This is a genomic window from Empedobacter sp. GD03739, assembly GCF_029843245.1.
Lineage (GTDB): Bacteria > Bacteroidota > Bacteroidia > Flavobacteriales > Weeksellaceae > Empedobacter > Empedobacter falsenii_B.
Genome location: NZ_JAOCHX010000020.1, coordinates 28907 through 50266, shown reverse-complemented (window position 1 = coordinate 50266; position 21360 = coordinate 28907). Strand labels below are relative to the sequence as shown.

Sequence of the window (21360 nt, the reverse complement as noted above, 5' to 3'; positions counted from 1 at the left end):
AAAATTAGTCAATAGCTTTGACAACCGCTTTTTCGGCTTCTTTTCTTGTCCCGTCGAAACCATCAACACCAGAAACAGTTGTGTATTTCAAGACAAATTTTTTCCCAGGATTCATTCTATTGTAAACAGACTGACACATTAACGTTGCTTCATGGAAACCACATAAAATCAATTTCAATTTTCCTGGATAAGTATTTACGTCTCCAATCGCGTAAATTCCTTCGATATTTGTTTGATAATCTAACGCATTATTTACCTTGATTGCATTTTTCTCAATCTCCAATCCCCAATTTGCAATAGGACCTAGTTTTGGAGAAAGACCAAACAATGGAATAAAATAATCTGTTTCAAGTTCAAAAGTTTCACCTTCTTTTTCAATTACCAAACTTTCCACTTTTCCTTCACCTTTGATTCCAGTAATTTCAGCTGGAGTAACCAAATTAATTTTTCCAGCTTTTTTCAATTCAATTACTTTATCAACAGAATCTAACGCTCCACGGAACTCATTTCTTCTGTGTACCAACGTAACTTCCGCAGCCACATCAGCCAAGAAAATCGACCAATCCAAAGCAGAATCTCCACCACCAGCAATTACGATTTTTTTATCACGGAACAGTTCAGGATTTTTTACAAAATACTCCACTCCGTTTTCTTCATACGCTTCGATGTTTTCGATAATTGGCTTACGAGGCTCAAAAGATCCAAGACCACCTGCAATCGCAACCGCTTTTCCTTGCACTTGCGTTCCTTTATTTGTTGTTACAATAAAAGTTCCGTCTTCTTGCTTATCGATTGTTGCAGCTTGTTCGTTCAATGTAAAACCTGGCTCAAATTGTTTGATTTGCTCCATTAAGTTATCAATCAATTCACCTGCACCAACAGAAGGATAACCAGGAATATCAAAAATTGGTTTTTTTGGATACAATTCTGTCAATTGCCCTCCTGGTTGAGGAAGTGCATCAATAATATGACATCTCATTTTTAATAAACCAGCTTCGAAAACGGCAAAAAGACCAGTTGGTCCAGCTCCGATTATAACTATATCTGTTTGAATCATTTTTTTGAATTTTATTTAGAACGTTACTAAATTGAATGCAAATTTAATGAATTTGAAAGGATTAATCGATGATTATCATCAGAAGTCTAATAATATTTATTGATAATAAAAAAGACAAATTCAATAATGAATTTGTCTTTTGAATTTGTAGCGAAGAGCAGAATCGAACTGCCGACCTCAGGGTTATGAATCCTGCGCTCTAACCATCTGAGCTACCTCGCCTTGTTTTTAGTGGTGCAAATATAAGAGGTTATTTTCGATTAAAACAAATCTTTTTTGAAATATTTTCAATAAAAAGTCGCTTAAATAGGCTAATCAATTGAAATTCATTAAAATTAAAATCACATTTTTTTGAAGAAAATATCATCTACAAAAAAATCCTCAAGCAAAACTTGAGGATTTTGATATTTTATCTGCTTTTCTACTTATGCTAAAGCATTTTTGATACGTGTCATTGCTTCTTTCAACTCCTCTACAGACGCCGCATACGAGATACGAATACAATTTTTAGATCCGAAAGCCGAACCAGAAACAACCGCAACTTGAGCATGTTCTAATAAATATAAAGCCAAATCATCTGCATTGTTAATTGTAACACCATTGTACGTATTTCCGAAAGTTGCCGTAACGTCTGGGAATAAATAGAAAGCTCCTTTTGGTTCGTTAACTTTGAATGTTGGAATTTCTTTCGCCCAACCTAACATCAATTCACGACGTTCTGCAAACGCATCAACCATGTATTGAACTGAGCTTGGATCTGCTTCTAAAGCCGTAATTGCCGCTCGTTGAGCGATAGACGTTGCTCCCGAAGTCACTTGTCCTTGTAACGTTTCGCATGCTTTTGCTAACCAAGCTGGCGCTCCAATGAAACCAATTCTCCAACCTGTCATTGCGAAAGCTTTTGCTAAACCATTTACAGTTACTGTTTGATTATAAACTTCTGGGAAAGATGCAATCGAAACATTTTTTTCTCCGTAAACAATGTGCTCATAAATTTCGTCCGAAATAATAATCACATCTGGATATTTTGCTAAAACCTCAGCCAAACCTTTCAATTCTTCTCTTGTGTAAACTGATCCTGACGGATTACAAGGAGATGAATAAATAATAGCACGAGTTTTATCTGTAATTGCAGCTTCTAACTGTGCTGGTGTAATTTTGAAATCAGCTTCTAAAGTTCCTTCCACAAAAACTGGCGTTCCTCCTGATAATTCTACGATATCTGAATAAGAAACCCAATAAGGTGTTGGAATAATTACTTCAGTTCCTTCGTCTACAATTGCTTGTAAAACATTATAAATAGATTGTTTTGCTCCAGTAGAAACAACAACTTGATTTGCTGTATATTCAATATTGTTATCACGTTTAAACTTCTTACAAATTGTTTCCTTCAAATCTGCATACCCTGCAATTGGAGGATATCCTGAATAATTTTCGTCGATAGCTTTTTTAGCTGCCTCCTTGATAAAATCTGGTGTATTGAAATCTGGTTCTCCAATACTTAAACTAATCACATCGATTCCTTGTGATTTTAATTCTCTTGCTTTCGCAGACATTGCAATAGTTGCAGATGGTTTCAAATTCTGTAAACGCTTTGAAAGTTGCATAATATTTGTGTGTTATTTGTAATGTAACAATTTATTATTGCGAAGATACTTTTTTCTCCGTAGAATTTTGTTACTTTTAATCATTAAAAATCTAAGAATAAAATAAAAAATTATGGCTGAAATTACATTCAAAGGAAATCCTATTCATACAGGCGGAGATTTACCTATAATTGGTGAAAAAGCGCCGATTTTTGCTTTAACAGCAGGAGATTTAAGCGACAAAACATTGGCTGATTATGCTGGAAAAAATGTTGTTTTAAATATTTTTCCAAGTGTTGACACTGGTGTTTGTGCGCAATCTGTACGAACTTTTAACAAAGAAGTTTCTTCTGCTGCAAATACAGTTGTGTTATGTATTTCGAAAGATTTACCTTTCGCTTTATCTCGTTTTTGTGCTGCCGAAGGTTTGGATAATGTAGTCACTTTATCTGATTTCAAAAATGAAGAATTCGCAAATGCTTATGGTGTTAAAATGGTTGATGGACCATTAAATGGATTATTATCTCGCGCAGTTGTAGTAATTAATCCAAATGGAGAAGTTGCTTATGCAGAACAAGTTCCTGAAATTGGACAAGAACCAGATTACACACATGCTTTAGCTGCAATTAAGTAATCAAAATAAAAAAAAGCGTTACCCGAAAAGTAACGCTTTTTGTTTTGACTATTTTGTGTAAGATAAACTACTTCGCAAACTGAGCAGCTAATTTTTCTGCTTTTTTAGATTCTGAATAATCATAGAATCCTTCTCCAGATTTTACTCCTTTTTTACCAGCAGTTACCATGTTAACTAACAATGGACAAGGTGCATATTTAGGATTTTTGAAACCATCGTACAACACTTCTAAGATTGATAAACAAACGTCTAAACCGATAAAATCTGCTAATTGTAATGGTCCCATTGGATGAGCCATACCTAATTTCATTACTTCGTCAATTTCTTTCACGCCCGCAACTCCTTCATATAAAGAATAAATTGCTTCGTTAATCATTGGCATTAAAATACGATTGGCGATAAAACCTGGATAATCATTCACTTCAACTGGAACTTTTCCTAATTTTTCTGACATTTCCATAATCGCTTTCGTTACTTCGTCTGTTGTATCGTAACCACGAATAATTTCAACCAATTTCATCATCGGAACTGGATTCATGAAATGCATTCCAATCACTTGTTTTGGACGACTTGTAACAGACGCAATTTTTGTAATCGAAATAGAAGAAGTATTAGACGCTAAAATTGCATTTGCTGGCGCAGCTTCATCAATTTGTTTGAAGATTTTCAATTTCAAATCTAAATTTTCTGTTGCAGCTTCTACAACTAAATCCGCATTTTTTACCGCTTCCGCAGTATCTGTAAATGTTGTAATATTATTTAAAGTTGCTGTTTTGTCAGCTTCCGTAATTTTTTCTTTGGCGATCATACGCTCCAAATTTCCAGCGATTGTTTTCAATCCACGCTCCAAACTATCTTGAGAAACGTCAACCAAATTCACTGCAAATCCTGATTGTGCGAAAACGTGAGCAATTCCATTCCCCATCGTTCCAGCTCCAATAACTGTAATGTTTTTCATCTTTTTGTATGTTTGTTTTTATTATTTATTTTTTTTCGAGATTCGAAGTTCGAAATGAGTTTTGCGAAATTTGATTTTTCAGAATGAGAAGCTGAAATGAATTCAGCTTGACAAATTTTCGTCATTCTGAACTTGTTTCAAAATCACATCATATTCATGCGTTTAGCGAAATTCGAACTTCTAAAATCTAACATCGATTTATTCTTTCTCGATTGTTTGATTTTTGATGACTTGCTGTTCTTTTTCAAAATAAGCAATAATCTCCAATGCAACTTTCAATGCATTTCGTCCATCTTGTAACGAAACTTTAATTGGTGAATTATTCACAATAGAATCTGCAAAGCTTTCTAATTCATCCAAAATTGCATTATTTGGTAAAATTTCTGGATGTTCAAAACAAATTTCTCTACGATCTCCTTTATCGTTTTCCAAAATCATCGCAAATTCACTTGGATTTTCTGGCGCTTTGTGCATTTTAATAATTTCAGTCTTTTTCGTCAAGAAATCAATTGAAATATACGCATTTCGTTGAAAAACACGCATTTTTCGCATATTTTTCATTGACATTCTACTTGTCGAAACATTCACCACACAACCATTTTCAAACTCAATTCGAGCATTTGCAATATCAGGTGTATCACTAATTACCGAAACTCCAGACGAATGAATTGATTTAATTTCTGATTTTACAATCGATAAAATCACATCTAAATCATGAATCATCAAATCTAAAACTACAGGAACATCTGTACCGCGCGGATTAAATTCTGCCAAACGATGCGTTTCAATAAACAATGGTTCTTCGATAAAAGGTGCAGCCGCTGTAAATGCAGGATTAAAACGCTCTACGTGTCCAACTTGCGCTTTCAAACCTTTTTCATTTGTCAATTTCAACAAATGATCTGCCTCTTCTAAGGTATGCGTAACTGGTTTTTCGATGAAAAAATGTTTATTTTTTTCGATCACTTTCAATGCCACTTCATAATGTGATAACGTTGGTGTCACAATATCGACAACATCAACAGCATCAATTAATTCGTCCATCGAACTAAAATATTTATACCCAAATTCAGCTTCAACTTTTTTTCCATTTTCTTCAAAAGAATCAAAGAAGCCAATTAATTCGTATCTTTCCGATTGATTTAATAACTTTAAATGGATTTTTCCAAGGTGCCCAGCACCGATCACTCCTACTTTTAACATTTGGTAGATTTTGCCGTTAAAATTAATGAGAATAAGTTGTATTTAATGCATTTTTGTAAAAATTTTGGAATATGTCTGTAGACGATTTTAAACACAGAGGACGACGCAAAATGTTGGTTGATTTGTTGCGCTCGAAAGGAATTGAAGATGAAAACGTATTGGAAGCTATTAATTTAGTGCCACGACATTTATTTTTAGACAGCGCATTTACGGAATTCGCATATCGCGACGAAGCTTTTCCGATTGCTGCTGGACAAACGATTTCGCATCCGTTTACAGTTGCTTTTCAGACACAATTATTAGACATTCAGCCTAATGAAAAAGTCTTAGAAATCGGAACTGGTTCTGGTTATCAAACTGCTGTTTTGGTTGCTTTGGGTGTTGAAGTTTTTACGATTGAAAGACAAAAAGATTTGTTTGATTTCTCGAAAATCATGTTGAAAAAAATCAATTTCGAGCCACGTTATCAAACGTATGGAGATGGTTACAAAGGTTTACCTTCTTTTGCTCCTTTTGATAAAATTATTGTAACGGCTGGTGCGCCAGAAATTCCAGAAGAATTAAAAAAACAATTGAATATTGGAGGAATAATGGTGATTCCAGTTGGTGAACAATCGCAACGAATGATTGTCATTATGAGATTATCAGAAGATCAATTTGAACATTACGAATTTGGTGATTTCAAATTTGTGCCAATGTTAGAAAGTCGAGATAAATAGAATAAAAAACTCCAACTAAAGTTTAGTTGGAGTTTTTTATTTTATTTATTAATCATCAATTTTCTTAAAATTTCCGTTTTTATCAAATTTTAATTCAAGTCCATTGTTCAATTTCACTTCAATTTCTTTTCGGTCTCTTTCAATTTTTGTTATTGTAGTATTCGGAAAACTTCTTTTCACATAATTCGAAATTTTAGCTGGAATAAATCCTGTTGGAATAGCATTTCGTTTTCCATCGACTTCTTTCCAAGCTCCGTCTCCATCAAATTCTACTTTTGTTCCATTTGCCAAATACACTTTATATTCTTTCGAAAAATAATCGTCGTCCAACATCACAGAACCAACTTGTTTTACACCAAAATATTTGTTGATAAATTGCTGTCCCATTTTTGGAACTTGGTTATATTTTATTGCTTTATCTTGAGCAAAAGAAATCAACGTTGCACTTAACATGATAACACTTAAAAACTTTTTCATTTTGTTTGATTTTATAATTATTAAGACAAAGTTGCAAAGTGAATTAGGAAAGATTTGGGAATAATTTATTTTTTCAGAATAAATTGATGAAAAGGAAACTCATAATTGTAATGTAACGTCAAATTTTGTTGATTTTTGATAATCGTGTCCACAATCGAAAGCCCTAATCCATTATTTCCATCACTTGTCCCTTGTTTATAAAAACGACTAAAAATAAGATTCGAATCCAATGTTGCGTTTTTCCCTGTATTCGAAATTATAAATTGATTTGAATCACTTTCTATCTTAATAATTTTCTCATCATTATTATGTTTGATCGCATTTCGAATCAAATTTGAAATTAAAATTCGCGCTAAATCGATATTAAAATCAAGAATAAAATCTGCCTTAAAATTCGTTTCTAATTTAATTTCTTCTGCTTCTAAAATTTCTTCATAATCTTCGATCAAATCTTTTGTCAAAGCTGTAAAATTAACTTCAACATTATTTTTGTATTGATTATTCTCGATTCGAGATAACATTAACAACGATTTATTAAGATTCACCATTCGCCAAAGTGTTTGCTTGGTTTCTACCAAACTCATCACCTCTTTTTCTTTTAAATCTGAATTTTCTATTAGCAAATCAAGTTTGTTTAGCGCAATTGTCAAAGGTGTTTGCAATTCGTGGGAAGCATTTTCGATGAACAATTTTTGTGAATTAAAAACCTCATCATTTCGATTAATCATTCGCTCAATTTCTTTTTGCAAATAAGAAAATTCTTTCACATTCGTTTCGACAAGTTTTGGTTTTTCGTTATTTCCTACTTCATATTTTCTTAATTGAGAAATAATTTGCCCAAAAGGTTTGAAGGCTTTTTTCAATCCAAAATGATTAATCAATAAAATACTAATCAAAATAAAAACATACAACGCAATCAAAGAAATCGATAAATCATAAATCAATTCATCTTCTTCGACTGTTGAGGTTCTTATTTCTAATGAATACGGATGATTTTCTTTGTCATAAAAACCAGTTCTCAATATACGATAAGGTTCCATATCATCATCGTATCCCATGTAAACCAACTCATTCGAAAAGTGATTTCTTTCATCATATTTACTTGGATCAACTTTGGAAATTTTGAATTGACTTAATCCAAATTCGGTTGTATTTAATAAATTCGGATCGCGATAAGCTTCTCGAATAATTTCAATTTTTTGATTCTTTAATCCGTCATCTACATTGTCATAAACTTCATCCAAAATCAAGGAATGAAAAAGAAATGCCCAAATCGCAATAACGATAAGCAACCAAAATGTGAGGTAACGAAATGTATAATTTTTTAGTGATATTTTCATGTTAAATCAACTTATAACCAATCCCATAAACCGCTTGTAAATCGGCTTCAGAATTTGCTTCTTTCATTTTTTTTCTTAGATTTTTTATTTGCGAATAAATAAAATCTAAATTATCAGATAGCTCAATATGATCTCCCCAAACACTTTCTGCTAAAGTTGTTTTCTGAAAAACACGTTCGGGTCTCAACATAAAATAATACAGCAAATCATATTCCTTTCTGTTTAATTTCAGTTCGATATTATTTACTTTTACCAAACGATCTTCGGGAAAAATTTGAATATTTTTATAACTCAAAACATCCTCTCCTTTTTGTAGATTTTTGCGCAAAGCAACTTTAATTCGAGCCAATAATTCAGCAAAATGAAATGGTTTCGCTAAATAATCATCCGCGCCAATCAATAATCCTTCTACTTTATCATCAACCGAATCTTTCGCCGACAAAATAATCACCGAAGTTTCTTTATGAAGATTCTTCAATTCCTTCAACAAAGACATTCCATCACCGTCTGGTAACATCATATCCAATAAAATGCAATCATAATCGAACGAAATTATTTTATCCAAAGCTTGCTGATAATTATCTGCTGTTTCGACAATCATCTTTTCCTTTTCTAAAAACTCAACAATTGTTTCTTGCAATTTTATTTCATCTTCTACGACTAAAATCTTCATAACTTCAGTTTAAATAATTGGTAAAAATAGATAGTAAAATAGGAAAGAATTAGGAAAACTCCTACTTTTATTCTCAAAATTTAAGATTTCAATTTTGAAAAAATATAGCTTTAAAAATGATTATAGCGAAGGTGCTCACCCAGCAATTTTGCAACGATTAATCGATACAAATTTAGAACAAACAATTGGTTACGGCGAAGACGAATTTTGCAATGAAGCAAGAGAGTTCATCAAAAAAAGACTGAAAAAAGATTCAGCAATTCATTTTGTTTCTGGTGGAACACAAGCCAATTTAATTGTAATTTCTTCTATTCTAAAACCACACGAATCTGTAGTTGCAGCCGAAAGCGGGCATATTGCCGTTCACGAAACGGGCGCGATAGAAGCAACAGGACATAAAATAAATACCATTGCGACGGATAATGGAAAAATAACTCCTGAGCAAATTTCGATTATTCTTGCCACACATACGGACGAGCATATGGTAAAGCCAAAATTGGTTTATATTTCTAATTCTACGGAAGTTGGAAGTGTTTATTCAAAAAAGGAATTGCAAAAGCTTTATCATTTTTGCCAAGAAAATAATTTATACCTTTTTGTTGATGGCGCACGTTTAGCTTCTGCTTTAACTTCTTCTAAATGTGATTTAAACTTAGAAGATATGGCAAATTTTGCAGATGTTTTTTACATTGGTGGAACTAAAAATGGTGCACTTTTAGGTGAAGCAATTGTGATAAATAATTTAAAATTGGACGAAGATTTTCGTTATCATATTAAGCAAAAAGGCGGAATGTTAGCGAAAGGACGTTTGATAGGAATTCAATTTTCGGAAATGTTTCGAGATGATTTATTTTTCGAGATGGGAAAACACGCCAATCAAATGGGAGAAAAATTAGCAAATGCTATTTCAGCAAAAGGTCACAACTTTTTGACAGAACCATCTTCCAATCAAATTTTCCCTATTTTACCAAATTCAATTATCGAAAAACTACAACAAGATTTTGAGTTTTATATTTGGCAAAAAATTGATGAACAAAATTCTGCAATTAGATTAGTCACTTCTTGGACAACACCAGAGGAACAAGTAGAAAATTTTATCAAATCAATATAAAAAATAAAAGGATCCATAAATTATTGGATCCTTTTATTTTAATAATAATCTTTCACATTTTTCAAACGCTCTTTCGCGCGTTTATATTCTGCTTTTCTGATTTCTTTTTTACGTTTCATCAAATTTTTATCGTGAGAATAATTACGTTCTATTCGCTTGATATCTCTTTCGTATTCGTCTTCTAAACGCTCTAATCGATCATCAATTCGGTCTTTGTAATAATCGTCACGATGAGAATTTGACCATTTATAACGTTGATTATCGTTTAAGATTTTATCAATATCACGTTGTAAATTGTAAGAAATCTCTCTTTTTCTTCTACCTTTTTCGTAACCAGATAAATTACGATCTCTTCCAACTCTTTCGAAATCTTTACTTGCTTGTTTTTTTAAAGCAATTATTTTATTTTTTTGACTTGATGATATTCCGTAATAATCAGATCTTTCAATTAAAATATCGACATTTCTATTATTTCCATCATTTGGTCTATTTTGCGCATAACTTGAAATTGTAAACAATGCAAAACCAAAAATTAAAAACTTCTTCATATTCTAAACTTTCGTTTAGAATATGCAAAGTCCGTGCTGAAATGAATAAATTATTAAAATTTATATTTAACCAACAACTAATCAATAAATTAATTAAACCTTAGTTTTTTCTAACGCTTGCAAAATATCTTCGATAATATCCACTTTATCCTCCAAACCGACTGATAAACGAATAGAGCCTGGCATAATTCCCAAATCTGCACGTTCTGCATCTGATAATTTTGCGTGAGTTGTAGTTGCTGGATGCGTTGCAATCGATCTCGAATCCCCTAAATTAGACGTATATAAAATCATTTCTAATGCATCAATAAATCTGAAAGCACGTTCTTTTCCTCCTTTCACTTCAAATGTTACGATTCCACCCCCGCCTTTCATTTGTTTTTTCGCCAGCTCATATTGCGGATGCGATAGTAAAAATGGATATTTTACATCTGCAATTTCAGCATGATTTTCCAAAGCTTCTGCCAACGCCAATGCATTTTCGCAATGACGATCCATACGAAGTGGCAACGTTTCTAAACTTTTAGAAATTGTCCACGCATTAAAAGCTGACATCGCTGGACCTGTATGACGAATAAAAAACATCATTTCATTGATTAATTCTTCTTTTCCTACAACTACTCCACCCAAAACTCGACCTTGTCCGTCCATATATTTTGTTGCAGAATGAATAGATAAATCAAATCCAAATTGCAAAGGTTGTTGTAAATATGGCGTTGCGAAACAATTGTCAATTGCAAAAATAACATTCGGATGTTTTTCTTTCAATTTTGCCAAAGCTTCTAAATCAAATAATTCTAATCCAGGATTTGAAGGCGATTCTAAGAAAACAATTTTTGTATTTGATTGAATTGCTTTTTCCCAATCCTCGATATTTGGCGTTTCTACATATGTATAAGTTACGCCCCAACGCGGAAATAATTGCGTAATTAATTGATGTGTAGAACCAAAAATTGCACGACTCGATACAATATGATCTCCACTTTTTATATACGAAGCAAAAGATGCAAAAACAGCAGCCATTCCCGAAGCAAAAGCTAAACCTGCATCTGCTTTTTCCAAAGCACAAACGCGATTAATAAACTCTGTTGTATTTGGATTTGCATAACGTGAATAAACCATACCTTGCTCTTCTTCTGCAAAAATTGCACGTCCTTGCTCTGCGCTATCAAAAATAAAACTTGATGTTAAATATAATGGAACCGAATGCTCGCGAGTAGCAGATCTTGGCGCTTGCTCACGAATTATCTTAGACTGATCTTTTTTCATAAGAATCAAAGTTAACGATAGTTTTATTAAGCAAAAAGCTTTTAATAAAGTTTTAAACAGAAATTATTTCTGTTTTCAATCGTTGTTTCGATAATTTGACTGTTTCTAAAAAGATTTTTAGAAATATTTCAGAAACGATTTTAAAACTTTCATTTTCATCACGATTAAAAATGATTAAACGAGTAATTATTCCTAAAATATCATTCAAATTTAATCTCTACCTTTGCAGTCTTATATCAATTTATGTCATTCGAAAATTTAGGATTATCACCATATTTATCAAAAGCAATTACAAAACTTGGATTTTTAAAACCTTTTGAAATTCAGACCGAAACAATTCCATCTATTTTAAAAGGAAAAGATGTGATGGGAATTGCAAAAACTGGTTCTGGAAAAACCTTGTGTTTTGTTGCGCCTTTGCTACAAAAAATTCAACATCAATCGTACGAAAAATCTCGTAACATAAAAGCGTTAATTTTAGTTCCAACACGTGAACTAGCAGTTCAGATTGAACAAACTTTTGCAGGATTGCGAACTGCTTTACGCCGTGAGGTACAAACGCAAGCGGTGTATGGAGGAACTTCGATTAATCCACAGATGAAAAATTTGTATGGAACAGAAATTTTGATTGCAACTCCTGGTCGTTTATTGGATTTAATGGATCATAATGCGTTATCATTGGATCAATTGCAATATTTGGTGATTGACGAAGCAGACAAAATGTTCCAATTAGGATTTGGAGATGAGATGAACCGAATTTTGAAAAGTGTTCCGAAAAAGAAACAATCAATTCTATTTTCTGCAACTTTGAATGATAAAATTGATGAAATAAAATCTACATTAAGTATTGATCCAATTGTTGTTGAAATCAAAAAACAAGAAATTGATTTGGAACAAATCGAACAAGTTGCTTATAAAGTTGATGCCGAAACAAAAGGTCCTTTTTTACGTTATTTAATCAAATCTGAAAACTTAGAACAAGTTTTGGTTTTTGTTTCTTCGACACGAACTGCAGATAATTTAGTAGAAAAATTAAAAAAGAATAAAATCTCTGCAATGGCGATTCACAGTAAGAAATCCCAAGGCGCTAGAATGGATAATTTGGAAGATTTTAAACTAGGTGATATTAAAGTTTTGGTTGCAACAGATTTGATTGGACGCGGAATTCATATCGAAGGTTTACCAACTGTTATTAATTACGAATTACCTCGTTCGCCTTTAGATTATGTGCACAGAATCGGGCGTACAGGTCGTGCAAATGCAAACGGAAAAGCCATTAGTTTGATTACAGAAGAAGATTTGCATCATTTCAAAATCATTCAGAAAAAAATGGGTAAAAAAGTTGATTTACTTCCAACTGATAATGTGAATTTACACGGATATTAAAATAAGTTTTAAGTTATGAGTAACAAGTTCTAAGTTTTCTCTGAACTCATTACTCATAATTTTTTAATTAAATCAAGTCCAAAGATATTGTCTAAACTCTATTAATTTTTTCAACATTTGATTATCTTCTTCATATTGATTATTTTCTAAATTATCATTATCGAGCTTACGTTTATTCCACCAATTATATAAGTTTTCAATTTCAATTTTTGCATTTTTATGTTCATCATCATACATCCAATCAACATGACTTGTAAATAAATTTTCTTTTTCAATACAATCGCATAAAATCTGAAAACAAGCATGTAAAATAATCACATCCTTATCTAGCCATTCATCGTTTAATGTTTCTATTTTTAGAAGATTCGAAGGTTTCATTATTAATTTATTTTTTCAAAACTTATCACTCATAACTACTAACTCACAACTTCTAGATATGTGGACCAAGCATATTTTTAGGATCAAGGATTTCGTCCAAACGTTCTTTCGACAATAAACCGTGATCTAAGACCAATTGATATACACCTCCTCCTGTTTCTAAAGCTTCTTTCGCAATTTTTGTACTTGCTTTGTAACCAATGTAAGGATTTAAAGCTGTAACAATTCCAATACTATTTTGTACTTCATTTTTCAAATGTTCTGCGTTTGCTGTAATTCCATCCACACATTCAACACGTAGCGTATTCATCGCATTTGTTAAATATTGAATCGATTCCATAATCGAAAAACCAATTATTGGCTCCATTACATTTAATTGTAATTGACCAGCTTCGGCAGCCATTGTTATTGATAAATCATTTCCAATCACTTTAAAACAAACTTGATTCACTACTTCTGGAATTACTGGATTTACTTTCCCTGGCATAATCGAAGATCCTGGTTGTTTTGGAGGTAAATTAATCTCGAACAAACCTGTTCTCGGACCAGATGTTAACAAACGTAAATCATTACAAATTTTCGACAACTTCACACAAAGACGTTTCAAAGCTGATGAATAATCCACAAACGAGCTTGTATCCGAAGTTGCTTCAACTAAATTATCAGCCAACGAAACATCTTCATTCATGATTTCAGCTATTTTAGTTGTACACAATTGTGCATAACCTGGAACAGCATTCAATCCAGTTCCAATTGCAGTTGCACCCATATTAATTACTAATAATTCGGCAGCAATTCGGTTTAAATTATCAACTTCTTTATGTAATGTATTCGAAAAACCTTCAAACTCTTGCCCAAGCGTCATTGGAACTGCATCTTGCAATTGCGTACGTCCCATTTTTATAACATTACCAAATTGTTTCCCTTTTTTATCAAGTGCCTCATACAACGAAGTTAATGCCTCAACCAAAGGTTTATTCATATTAAATAATGCTAATTTCAAAGCAGATGGATAGGCATCATTCGTAGATTGCGAAAGGTTCACATGATCATTTGGCGAACAAAATTGATACTCTCCTTTTTGTTTTCCTAAATACTCCAAAGCAATATTTGCAATTACTTCATTTGCATTCATATTTGTAGAAGTTCCCGCACCACCTTGTATCATATCGATTGGAAATTGCTCTGTATATTTACCAGCAATTAACTCATTCGAAGCAAAAGAAATCGCATCAAATAATTCTTTCGATAAAATTCCTAATTCATGATTGGCTTGCGCAGCACCTAATTTCACAACACCAAGCGCTTTTACAAATTCGGGATAATGTGACAAATAGTTATTGGAAATTTTGAAATTATTAATGGCACGTTGCGTTTGCACACCATAATAAGCCGTTTCAGGAATTTGTAATTCTCCTAATAAATCAGACTCCGTTCTCATTTTATTTATTGTTTGTTATTGACAATTAAAGGTAAGGAATAATCTAGTATCTTTTTGAAAAGCATTTTGTCTAAAAATTCAAAAAATCTATATCTTTAAAACATTAACACAAAAGAGATGAAAGCAGCTCGTTATTATTCATTAGACGTTTTTCGTGGCGCAACTGTTGCGTTGATGATTTTGGTAAATAATCCAGGAACTTGGTCGGCTATGTTCGATCCTTTGGAGCATGCAGAATGGCACGGATGCACGCCTACAGATTTGGTTTTTCCGTTCTTTTTGTTTGCTGTAGGAAATGCAATGGCTTTTGTGATTCCAAAATTACAACAACAACCTCAACAAATTTTCTGGCAAAAAGTAATAAAACGAACAATTCTAATTTTCGGAATTGGATTATTCATCAATTGGTGGCCATTTTTCAAGTGGGATAATAATGAACTTATTTTCAAAGCATGGAAAGATTCAGAAGAAAGCGGAATCCGAATTATGGGCGTTTTACAACGAATTGCAATTGCTTATTTTTTCGCTTCGGTGATTGCTTTTTATTTTAAACAAAAACAAGTTTTATTGATAAGTTGTGCGATTCTTCTACTTTATTGGGTTTTAACTTTCGGACTTGGAACTTCTGCCCCTTATTCATTAGAAGGTTTCATCGGAACTAAAATTGATAATCAATTGCTTGGTTTAGCGCATATTTACAAAGGAGAAGGTGTTCCGTTTGATCCCGAAGGAATTTTCAGTACAATTTCTACTATTCCACAGGTTTTATTTGGGTATTTGGTTGGTGATTATATTCAGAAACAAGGAAATATCAATTGGTTGAATCGTCCTTTACCAAAAACTGACAATCCGCAATATAAAATGTTAGCTGGTTTATTTGTTTTAGGAACAATTGCATTGACAATTGGTTATGTTTGGCAATGGGATTTCCCGTACAATAAAAAGATTTGGAGCAGCTCTTATGTTTTCAACACAACTGGTTTAGCAATTTTGACAATTGGCGCTATGATTTGGTTCATCGAAATTTTAGGCATCAAAAATGGTTTCATGAAATTCTTTGATGTTTTTGGAAAAAATCCTTTGTTCATCTTTGTTTTGAGCGGATTATTACCTCGATTATTAGGTTTAATCAAAATTGAAGCTGGTTTAAACGACAAAAGAGAAATCAAATTCATTTCACCATTGGATTGGTTCTACGAAAATGTTTGCGCTAAAATTCCTGGAATTCCAGAAATTGGTTCATTTGTTTATTCGCTAATTTTCTTAGCTTTCTTTTGGTGGTTAGCTTATTTATTAGATAAAAAGAAGATTTATATTAAAGTTTAAAAGTCTTGAGTAGTAAATTATAAGTTTTTAGAAGAGATGTCTCGATTCCTCGACATGACATTAATTATCAGCCTAGATTGGATTTTCTTGTCATGTTGAGCGAGTCAAACGATGTAGAAACATCTAATATTTAGAAAACAATCTTACTTATAAAAATTATTTCTAAACCTTCTTATAAACAGCATAAAACTGATAAAAGTGCTGAATATTTTCAACATCAAAAATAATTTGTTTCCATTGATTTAATTCCAAAATCAATTGATTTTCGTGTTGAGTAAACTTCCCAACAAAAATTTCATCATCATTCAAATACAAACCAAACTTATCATTTACCAAATGTAAATTTTCCACTTCCAAATGTTCAAAAAATAAAATAGATGATTCTTCTTCTGTAAAATCGATAGGTGAAGCGATATTCGAAGAATATTCTAACGCAATAAATTGATGCGAATTATAGATTGGAAAATAGATCGACGGATAGTTTTCTATATTAGAAAATAATTCTTTTTTTAACTGAATTATTTCTCGTGATAAAAAAGGAATCGCGCTCAAATTTTTAACATTTCGAAATGTATCAGCTTCCTCAAAATAATTATCAAAGTGTAATATTTCGTTAACTGTTAAGTTTTTTTCGATTAAATGACTAATCGGAATGCTAAAATATTTAGCAATTAGAGAAATCGTTTCAATTCGTGGCTCTGCACGTTTTTCTTCGTAAGATGAAATATTCCCTCTACTAACATCGAATAAATCAGCAAAAGCTTGCTGAGTTAAGTTCTTAACTTGTCTTAATTTCTTTATATTTTCACCAATTTTTGTCATTATTTAAAATTTTAACATTTTTATTTGCTAATTATTTTAGCAAATTGTTTAATTTTATGGAAACAAATTACAAAAAACACTAATAACAACAAAATGAATTATTTTTCGAAGATTGAAAATTTTATTCAAAACATCAATTACACCATCACTTACAAAGACGAAAAAGAAGGTGTTTTTATGATTGAAAATTTATTGGATGGTGTTCAAAATCTGATTGTAGGGATTGCACCACCTGTTATCATTTTCGAGTTGTATTTATTTACAATTACAAATGATAATCTGGAAATGCTAAAAGCGTTGTTGATGAAAAATCGCGATATCATTCATGGTGCTTTTGCAATAACAGAAGACGGAAACAAAGTCATTTATCGTTACACACTTCAAGTTGCGAATCTTGATCAAAACGAATTTGAAGCAACGTTAAACTCTTTGAGCTTATTGATGAGCGAATATTCTGCTCAATTAATCGAATTTTCTAAACAATAAAACAATATCACTATGAATATTTTCAAACGTATTTTTAGAATTGGACAAGCGGAAATACATTCGGTTGTCGAAAAAATGGAAGACCCAATCAAAATGACAGAACAAGGAATTCGCGAAATGCGCGACGATCTTAATCAATCATTAGAGGCTTACGCAAAGGTAAAAGCAATGGCAATTCGTTCGCAAAATAGCGTCGACAAAAAGAAAGAAGAAGCTGCAGATTATGAACGAAAAGCAATTCTTTTGTTAGAAAAAGCTGAGCGAAATGAAATTACAATTGAACAAGCCGAAAATTTAGCGAAAGAAGCTTTGAGCTTAAAAAATCAATTGTTAGAAGAAATTACTGAATTAGAAAATCAAGTGATTATTCATGAAAAATCTGCAAATGAAGTGCACAAAAACGTTGAGGTTCTTAAATTCAACATTAATAAATGGGAAAATGAATTAACAACATTAAAAGCTCGTGTAAAAGTTGCTGATGCCACAAAACAAGTAAACAAACAAATGGCAAAAATTGATGCGAATAGCACAATTAGCATGTTAGAACGCATGAAAGCCAAAGTAGAAGAAGACGAAGCACTTGCACAAGCTTACGGAAGTTTAGCGGACAATTCGAAAACCGCTGATGACGAAATTAACGAAACCTTGAAAGGTGATTTGATTCAAAATGAATTAGAAGCTTTAAAGCTAAAAATTCAGTCGAAAAATCAAGAATAAATCACTTTTTATAGTGAATTATTTCTATAAAATTTTTAGTAAATTAATCTCTTTTAAAAAATCAAAACTATGGCATCTAAATATGAATACAAAACAATAGAAATAATGCCTAACGCTGGCTTATTTTCTATCAAAATAGATAAAACATTTTTGGATGATTTACTAAATAAATATGGAAATGAAGGCTGGGAATTAATCACTTCCACTCCGCTTTCCATCAACAGCACAACGAAAATTATTTATTATACATTCAGAAGAGCTATTTAACATTAAAAATTAACACTAAATGACCGAAATTTTAGACCTTCTTTTTAATCCATTGGCCAACGGAATTATGACCATTTTGATGGGATTTTCTCTTGTCTATTGGGTATTTCAACTGTTAGCTGGTGACGGAATTGATCTTGGAACAGATTCTGATTTTCATATCGGAGACATCAATGATGTTGATGCCCACCACGAAATTGACGCTGATCACGATGCTGATGCAGACGTGCATCACGAACCAGGTTTTTGGGCAAAATGTTTAGAATTCATCAATGTTGGTAAAGTTCCGTTAATGGTGATTATTACTTTGTTCAAATTTATCAGTTGGGTGATTACCATTATTTCTTCGATTGTTTTTGGATTAAGCAAATTAGGATTGTATTCAGTTTTAATCTTAATTCCGGTTTTCATCATCGCTTATTTTATGATGCATTGGATCACTAAACCATTAGTTAAAATGTATTCAGAATTAGGTTATCATGGTGAAGAAGAAACTGATTTTATCGGAAGAGTCGGAAAATCAAAATCTAAAATCACAGGAGATAAAATAGGCTCTGCGGAATTTCAAATCGAGAAAGATATTATTACGCTTAACATCAAAAGTCAAAATGGCGAAGAAATTAATTTTGGAGATACCATTATTATCACCGACGAATCGCCTTCAAATCATTATTATTTCGTCATCAAACATATAACCTTAAACAACATTTAACACTATTATGACACTAATATTTCAACTTACTTCGTTTCTTATCGAAGAAATTTTAATCTTAATTATTCACTAAATCAATCAAAATATAATAAAAATCTCATGACAAATTTTATTCTTTTAGCAGTTGGTGTTATCGTTTTCATCTTTATTGCTTTCATCGTCGTTTTAAGCGTTTTCTATAAAAAAGTTCCGCAAGGAAAAGCCATCGTTCGTACTGGTGTTGGTGGATCGCAAGTAGCTTTCAACAAAGGAATGTATGTAATTCCTGTTTTCCACAAAATGGAAATTATGGACATTTCGATTAAGAAAATTGATATTACTCGTCAACAACACGATGGTTTAATTTGTAAAGACAACATTCGTGCAGATATCAAAGTTGCATTTTTTGTTCGCGTTAATAAATCGGTGAATGATGTAATCAATGTTGCACAAAACTTAGGAACAGAACGAGCATCAGAACCAGAAACATTAAAAAGTATTTTCGAAGCAAAATTCTCAGAAGCTTTAAAAACAGTTGGAAAAAAATTCGATTTTATCGAATTATACGAAGCTCGTCGCGAATTTAGAGATGAAATTTTAAATATCATCGGAACAGACTTGAATGGATATATTTTAGATGACTGTGCGATTGATTATTTAGAACAAACTGAATTACAATTCTTGAGCCCTGATAATATTTTAGATTCGGAAGGTATTAAAAAAATCACGGAATTAACGGCTCAACAAAATATGAACGCCAACTTAATTCGTCGTGAAGAAGAAAAAGTAATCAAAAAACAAAACGTTGAAGCGCGCGAAGCAATCTTAGAATTAGAGCGACAATTAGCCGAAAAAGAAGAGCGTCAACGCAGAGAAATCGAAAATATAAAAGCGCGCGAAGAGGCAGAAATTGCAAAAGTTCGTGAAGAAGAACGTCTAAAAGCTGAATCTGTTCGTATTACAACAGAAGAGCAATTAGCAGTTCAAGAAGAAAATAAATTGCGTCAAATTATTATCGCAGAAAAAAATAAAGTTCGTACTGATGCTATCGAAACTGAACGCGTTGAAAAAGATCGCGCTTTGGAGCAAACAGAACGTGAACGAATTGTGACTTTAGCTCAGATTGATAAAGAAAGATCAATCGAGGTGGAGAAAAAAAATATTCAAGGCGTTATCAAAGAACGTGTTCTTTTAGAAAAAGGCGTGATTGAAGAGCAACAAGGCGTGAAAGACGTTGAAGTTTATAGAGAAGTTGAGCGTCAGAAACAAGCCGGAATTATTGCTGCATCGCAAGAAGCGGAAGAGCGTTTAATCGAAACTGTAAAAGCTGCGGAAGCATCTAAAATTGCAGCAGAACAAGAAGCTGCTCGTCAAGTTATCGAAGCCGATGCACAAAAACAAGTTGCAGAACGCAAAGCGCAAGAGTTATTAATTGATGCGGAGGCGAAAAAAGAGGCATCTGCAAAAGAAGCGGAAGCTCGTAAAATTATTGCAGAAGCACAAGCGAAAGAAGAAGCTGCAATTGGTTTATCGGAAGCAGAAGTAATGGTTGCTAAAGCAGAAGCGGAAGAAAAACAAGGAACTGTAGAAGCGTCTGTAATCGAGAAAAAAGCGGAAGCATTGCGTAAAGAAGGTTTAGCACAAGCAGAAGTTGTACGTGAAAAAGCGTTGGCAGAAGCGAAAGGAATCGAAGAAAAAGCAGAAGCTATGAAGAAATTGGACGGTGTTGGAAAAGAGCACGAAGAGTTCAAACTTCAATTACAAAAAGAAAAAGATATCGAATTGGCTCAAATCAACATTCAAAAAGATATTGCTGGAGCGCAAGCTGAGGTGTTATCAACTGCATTGAAATCAGCGAAAATTGACATTGTTGGTGGAGAAACGATGTTCTTCGAAAATATTGTCAAACAAGTTTCGAATGCAAAAGGTTTTGATCATTTAATCGACAATTCTAAACATGCAACAGACATCAAAAATGCATTGATTGACGAAGATGGCGGAAGCGATTTAGCTGGAAAAGTAAGAAGTCTTGCCGATAAATATGGTATTTCGTCAAACGATATCAAAAACTTAACAATTACTGCGGCATTAATTAAATTACAGCAAGCTGCTTCGGCTTCTGGAAACAGCGAAGACACAGGATTTATCAATTCTCTTTTCGGAATTGCGAATCAGTTAGGTGTTTCAAATAAAAAAATAGGTTAATCCATTAAACAACAATAGAGTGATTGAAATCTTATCGTTTCAATCGCTCTTATCATCACGTTTAAT

General features: G+C 32.5%; 22 protein-coding genes and 1 tRNA gene. 10 read left to right on the top strand and 13 right to left on the bottom strand.

Annotated features, from left to right (window positions below):
- Window positions 1–4: 4 nt before the first annotated feature.
- From N5E64_RS08395 to N5E64_RS08385, 3 genes are all read right to left on the bottom strand, one after another.
- Complete coding sequence (locus N5E64_RS08395) at window positions 5–1057, bottom strand: NAD(P)/FAD-dependent oxidoreductase (protein ID WP_115001902.1); 1053 nt, start codon at window positions 1055–1057, stop codon at window positions 5–7.
- 148 nt (window positions 1058–1205) lie between these two features.
- Window positions 1206–1279 (bottom strand) — tRNA-Met (locus N5E64_RS08390).
- Between the two features lie 203 nt (window positions 1280–1482).
- Window positions 1483–2664 (bottom strand): pyridoxal phosphate-dependent aminotransferase, encoded by a 1182-nt coding sequence (locus N5E64_RS08385; RefSeq protein ID WP_280036997.1) that lies wholly within the window; start codon window positions 2662–2664, stop codon window positions 1483–1485.
- Window positions 2665–2776: 112 nt separating this feature from the next.
- On the opposite strand from N5E64_RS08385, the gene tpx reads away from it, so the two are divergent.
- Window positions 2777–3277: a thiol peroxidase gene (gene tpx / locus N5E64_RS08380; RefSeq protein WP_114997736.1), complete on the top strand. Its 501-nt coding sequence runs from the start codon at window positions 2777–2779 to the stop codon at window positions 3275–3277.
- Window positions 3278–3344: 67 nt separating this feature from the next.
- On the opposite strand, the gene N5E64_RS08375 is transcribed toward tpx, so the two are convergent.
- Window positions 3345–4235 carry a 3-hydroxyacyl-CoA dehydrogenase family protein gene (locus tag N5E64_RS08375; RefSeq protein WP_114997739.1) on the bottom strand — a complete coding sequence of 297 codons (891 nt, stop codon included), beginning with the start codon at window positions 4233–4235 and terminating at the stop codon, window positions 3345–3347.
- A gap of 198 nt (window positions 4236–4433) precedes the next feature.
- Window positions 4434–5438, bottom strand: a complete 1005-nt coding sequence (locus N5E64_RS08370; RefSeq protein WP_114997742.1) for a Gfo/Idh/MocA family protein — start codon at window positions 5436–5438, stop codon at window positions 4434–4436.
- 71 nt (window positions 5439–5509) lie between these two features.
- Here N5E64_RS08370 and N5E64_RS08365 point away from each other — a divergent pair, with 71 nt between their 5' ends.
- Window positions 5510–6157 (top strand): protein-L-isoaspartate(D-aspartate) O-methyltransferase, encoded by a 648-nt coding sequence (locus tag N5E64_RS08365; RefSeq protein ID WP_038332579.1) that lies wholly within the window; start codon window positions 5510–5512, stop codon window positions 6155–6157.
- 48 nt (window positions 6158–6205) lie between these two features.
- Here N5E64_RS08365 and N5E64_RS08360 read toward each other — a convergent pair whose 3' ends face one another.
- The 3 genes from N5E64_RS08360 to N5E64_RS08350 all read right to left on the bottom strand — a co-directional run bounded on the left by N5E64_RS08360 (window position 6206) and on the right by N5E64_RS08350 (window position 8647).
- Window positions 6206–6634, bottom strand: a complete 429-nt coding sequence (locus tag N5E64_RS08360) for a PepSY-like domain-containing protein (RefSeq protein WP_114997745.1) — start codon at window positions 6632–6634, stop codon at window positions 6206–6208.
- A 65-nt stretch (window positions 6635–6699) separates the two neighbouring features.
- A complete protein-coding gene (locus N5E64_RS08355; RefSeq protein ID WP_219034884.1) occupies window positions 6700–7974 on the bottom strand; it encodes a cell wall metabolism sensor histidine kinase WalK in 1275 nt (424 codons plus the stop codon).
- A 1-nt stretch (window position 7975) separates the two neighbouring features.
- Window positions 7976–8647: a response regulator transcription factor gene (locus tag N5E64_RS08350; RefSeq protein ID WP_114997751.1), complete on the bottom strand. Its 672-nt coding sequence runs from the start codon at window positions 8645–8647 to the stop codon at window positions 7976–7978.
- Window positions 8648–8741: 94 nt separating this feature from the next.
- Here N5E64_RS08350 and N5E64_RS08345 point away from each other — a divergent pair, with 94 nt between their 5' ends.
- Window positions 8742–9758, top strand: a complete 1017-nt coding sequence (locus N5E64_RS08345) for a low specificity L-threonine aldolase (RefSeq protein ID WP_280036984.1) — start codon at window positions 8742–8744, stop codon at window positions 9756–9758.
- A gap of 38 nt (window positions 9759–9796) precedes the next feature.
- Here N5E64_RS08345 and N5E64_RS08340 read toward each other — a convergent pair whose 3' ends face one another.
- The gene (locus tag N5E64_RS08340; protein ID WP_280036982.1) at window positions 9797–10306 is read right to left on the bottom strand and encodes a hypothetical protein; all 510 of its coding nucleotides are present in this window, start codon (window positions 10304–10306) and stop codon (window positions 9797–9799) included.
- Between the two features lie 93 nt (window positions 10307–10399).
- Window positions 10400–11575, bottom strand: a complete 1176-nt coding sequence (locus N5E64_RS08335) for a PLP-dependent aspartate aminotransferase family protein (protein WP_221856611.1) — start codon at window positions 11573–11575, stop codon at window positions 10400–10402.
- Between the two features lie 243 nt (window positions 11576–11818).
- Between N5E64_RS08335 and N5E64_RS08330 the strand changes: the two genes are divergently transcribed.
- Entirely contained in the window at window positions 11819–12961 is a 1143-nt protein-coding gene (locus N5E64_RS08330; protein WP_114997763.1) for a DEAD/DEAH box helicase, read from the top strand.
- A 72-nt stretch (window positions 12962–13033) separates the two neighbouring features.
- Here the strand turns inward: N5E64_RS08330 and N5E64_RS08325 are convergent, their stop codons facing one another.
- Both N5E64_RS08325 and aspA read right to left on the bottom strand, forming a co-directional pair.
- The gene (locus N5E64_RS08325) at window positions 13034–13339 is read right to left on the bottom strand and encodes a hypothetical protein (protein ID WP_114997765.1); all 306 of its coding nucleotides are present in this window, start codon (window positions 13337–13339) and stop codon (window positions 13034–13036) included.
- Between the two features lie 52 nt (window positions 13340–13391).
- The gene (gene aspA, locus N5E64_RS08320) at window positions 13392–14789 is read right to left on the bottom strand and encodes an aspartate ammonia-lyase (protein ID WP_114997768.1); all 1398 of its coding nucleotides are present in this window, start codon (window positions 14787–14789) and stop codon (window positions 13392–13394) included.
- Window positions 14790–14897: 108 nt separating this feature from the next.
- On the opposite strand from aspA, the gene N5E64_RS08315 reads away from it, so the two are divergent.
- Entirely contained in the window at window positions 14898–16106 is a 1209-nt protein-coding gene (locus N5E64_RS08315) for an acyltransferase family protein (RefSeq protein WP_114997771.1), read from the top strand.
- 162 nt (window positions 16107–16268) lie between these two features.
- Here N5E64_RS08315 and N5E64_RS08310 read toward each other — a convergent pair whose 3' ends face one another.
- Window positions 16269–16928 carry a helix-turn-helix domain-containing protein gene (locus N5E64_RS08310; RefSeq protein WP_114997774.1) on the bottom strand — a complete coding sequence of 220 codons (660 nt, stop codon included), beginning with the start codon at window positions 16926–16928 and terminating at the stop codon, window positions 16269–16271.
- A 93-nt stretch (window positions 16929–17021) separates the two neighbouring features.
- On the opposite strand from N5E64_RS08310, the gene N5E64_RS08305 reads away from it, so the two are divergent.
- From N5E64_RS08305 to N5E64_RS08285, 5 genes are all read left to right on the top strand, one after another.
- Entirely contained in the window at window positions 17022–17414 is a 393-nt protein-coding gene (locus N5E64_RS08305; protein ID WP_115001905.1) for a molecular chaperone Tir, read from the top strand.
- A 12-nt stretch (window positions 17415–17426) separates the two neighbouring features.
- Window positions 17427–18131, top strand: a complete 705-nt coding sequence (locus N5E64_RS08300; RefSeq protein WP_125350044.1) for a PspA/IM30 family protein — start codon at window positions 17427–17429, stop codon at window positions 18129–18131.
- Between the two features lie 69 nt (window positions 18132–18200).
- Window positions 18201–18398 (top strand): DUF4177 domain-containing protein, encoded by a 198-nt coding sequence (locus N5E64_RS08295; protein WP_125350043.1) that lies wholly within the window; start codon window positions 18201–18203, stop codon window positions 18396–18398.
- 19 nt (window positions 18399–18417) lie between these two features.
- Window positions 18418–19110, top strand: coding sequence for an OB-fold-containig protein (locus N5E64_RS08290; protein WP_125350042.1), 693 nt, complete (start codon window positions 18418–18420; stop codon window positions 19108–19110).
- A 99-nt stretch (window positions 19111–19209) separates the two neighbouring features.
- Window positions 19210–21294, top strand: coding sequence for a flotillin family protein (locus N5E64_RS08285; protein WP_125350041.1), 2085 nt, complete (start codon window positions 19210–19212; stop codon window positions 21292–21294).
- The last annotated feature ends 66 nt before the right edge of the window (window positions 21295–21360 follow it).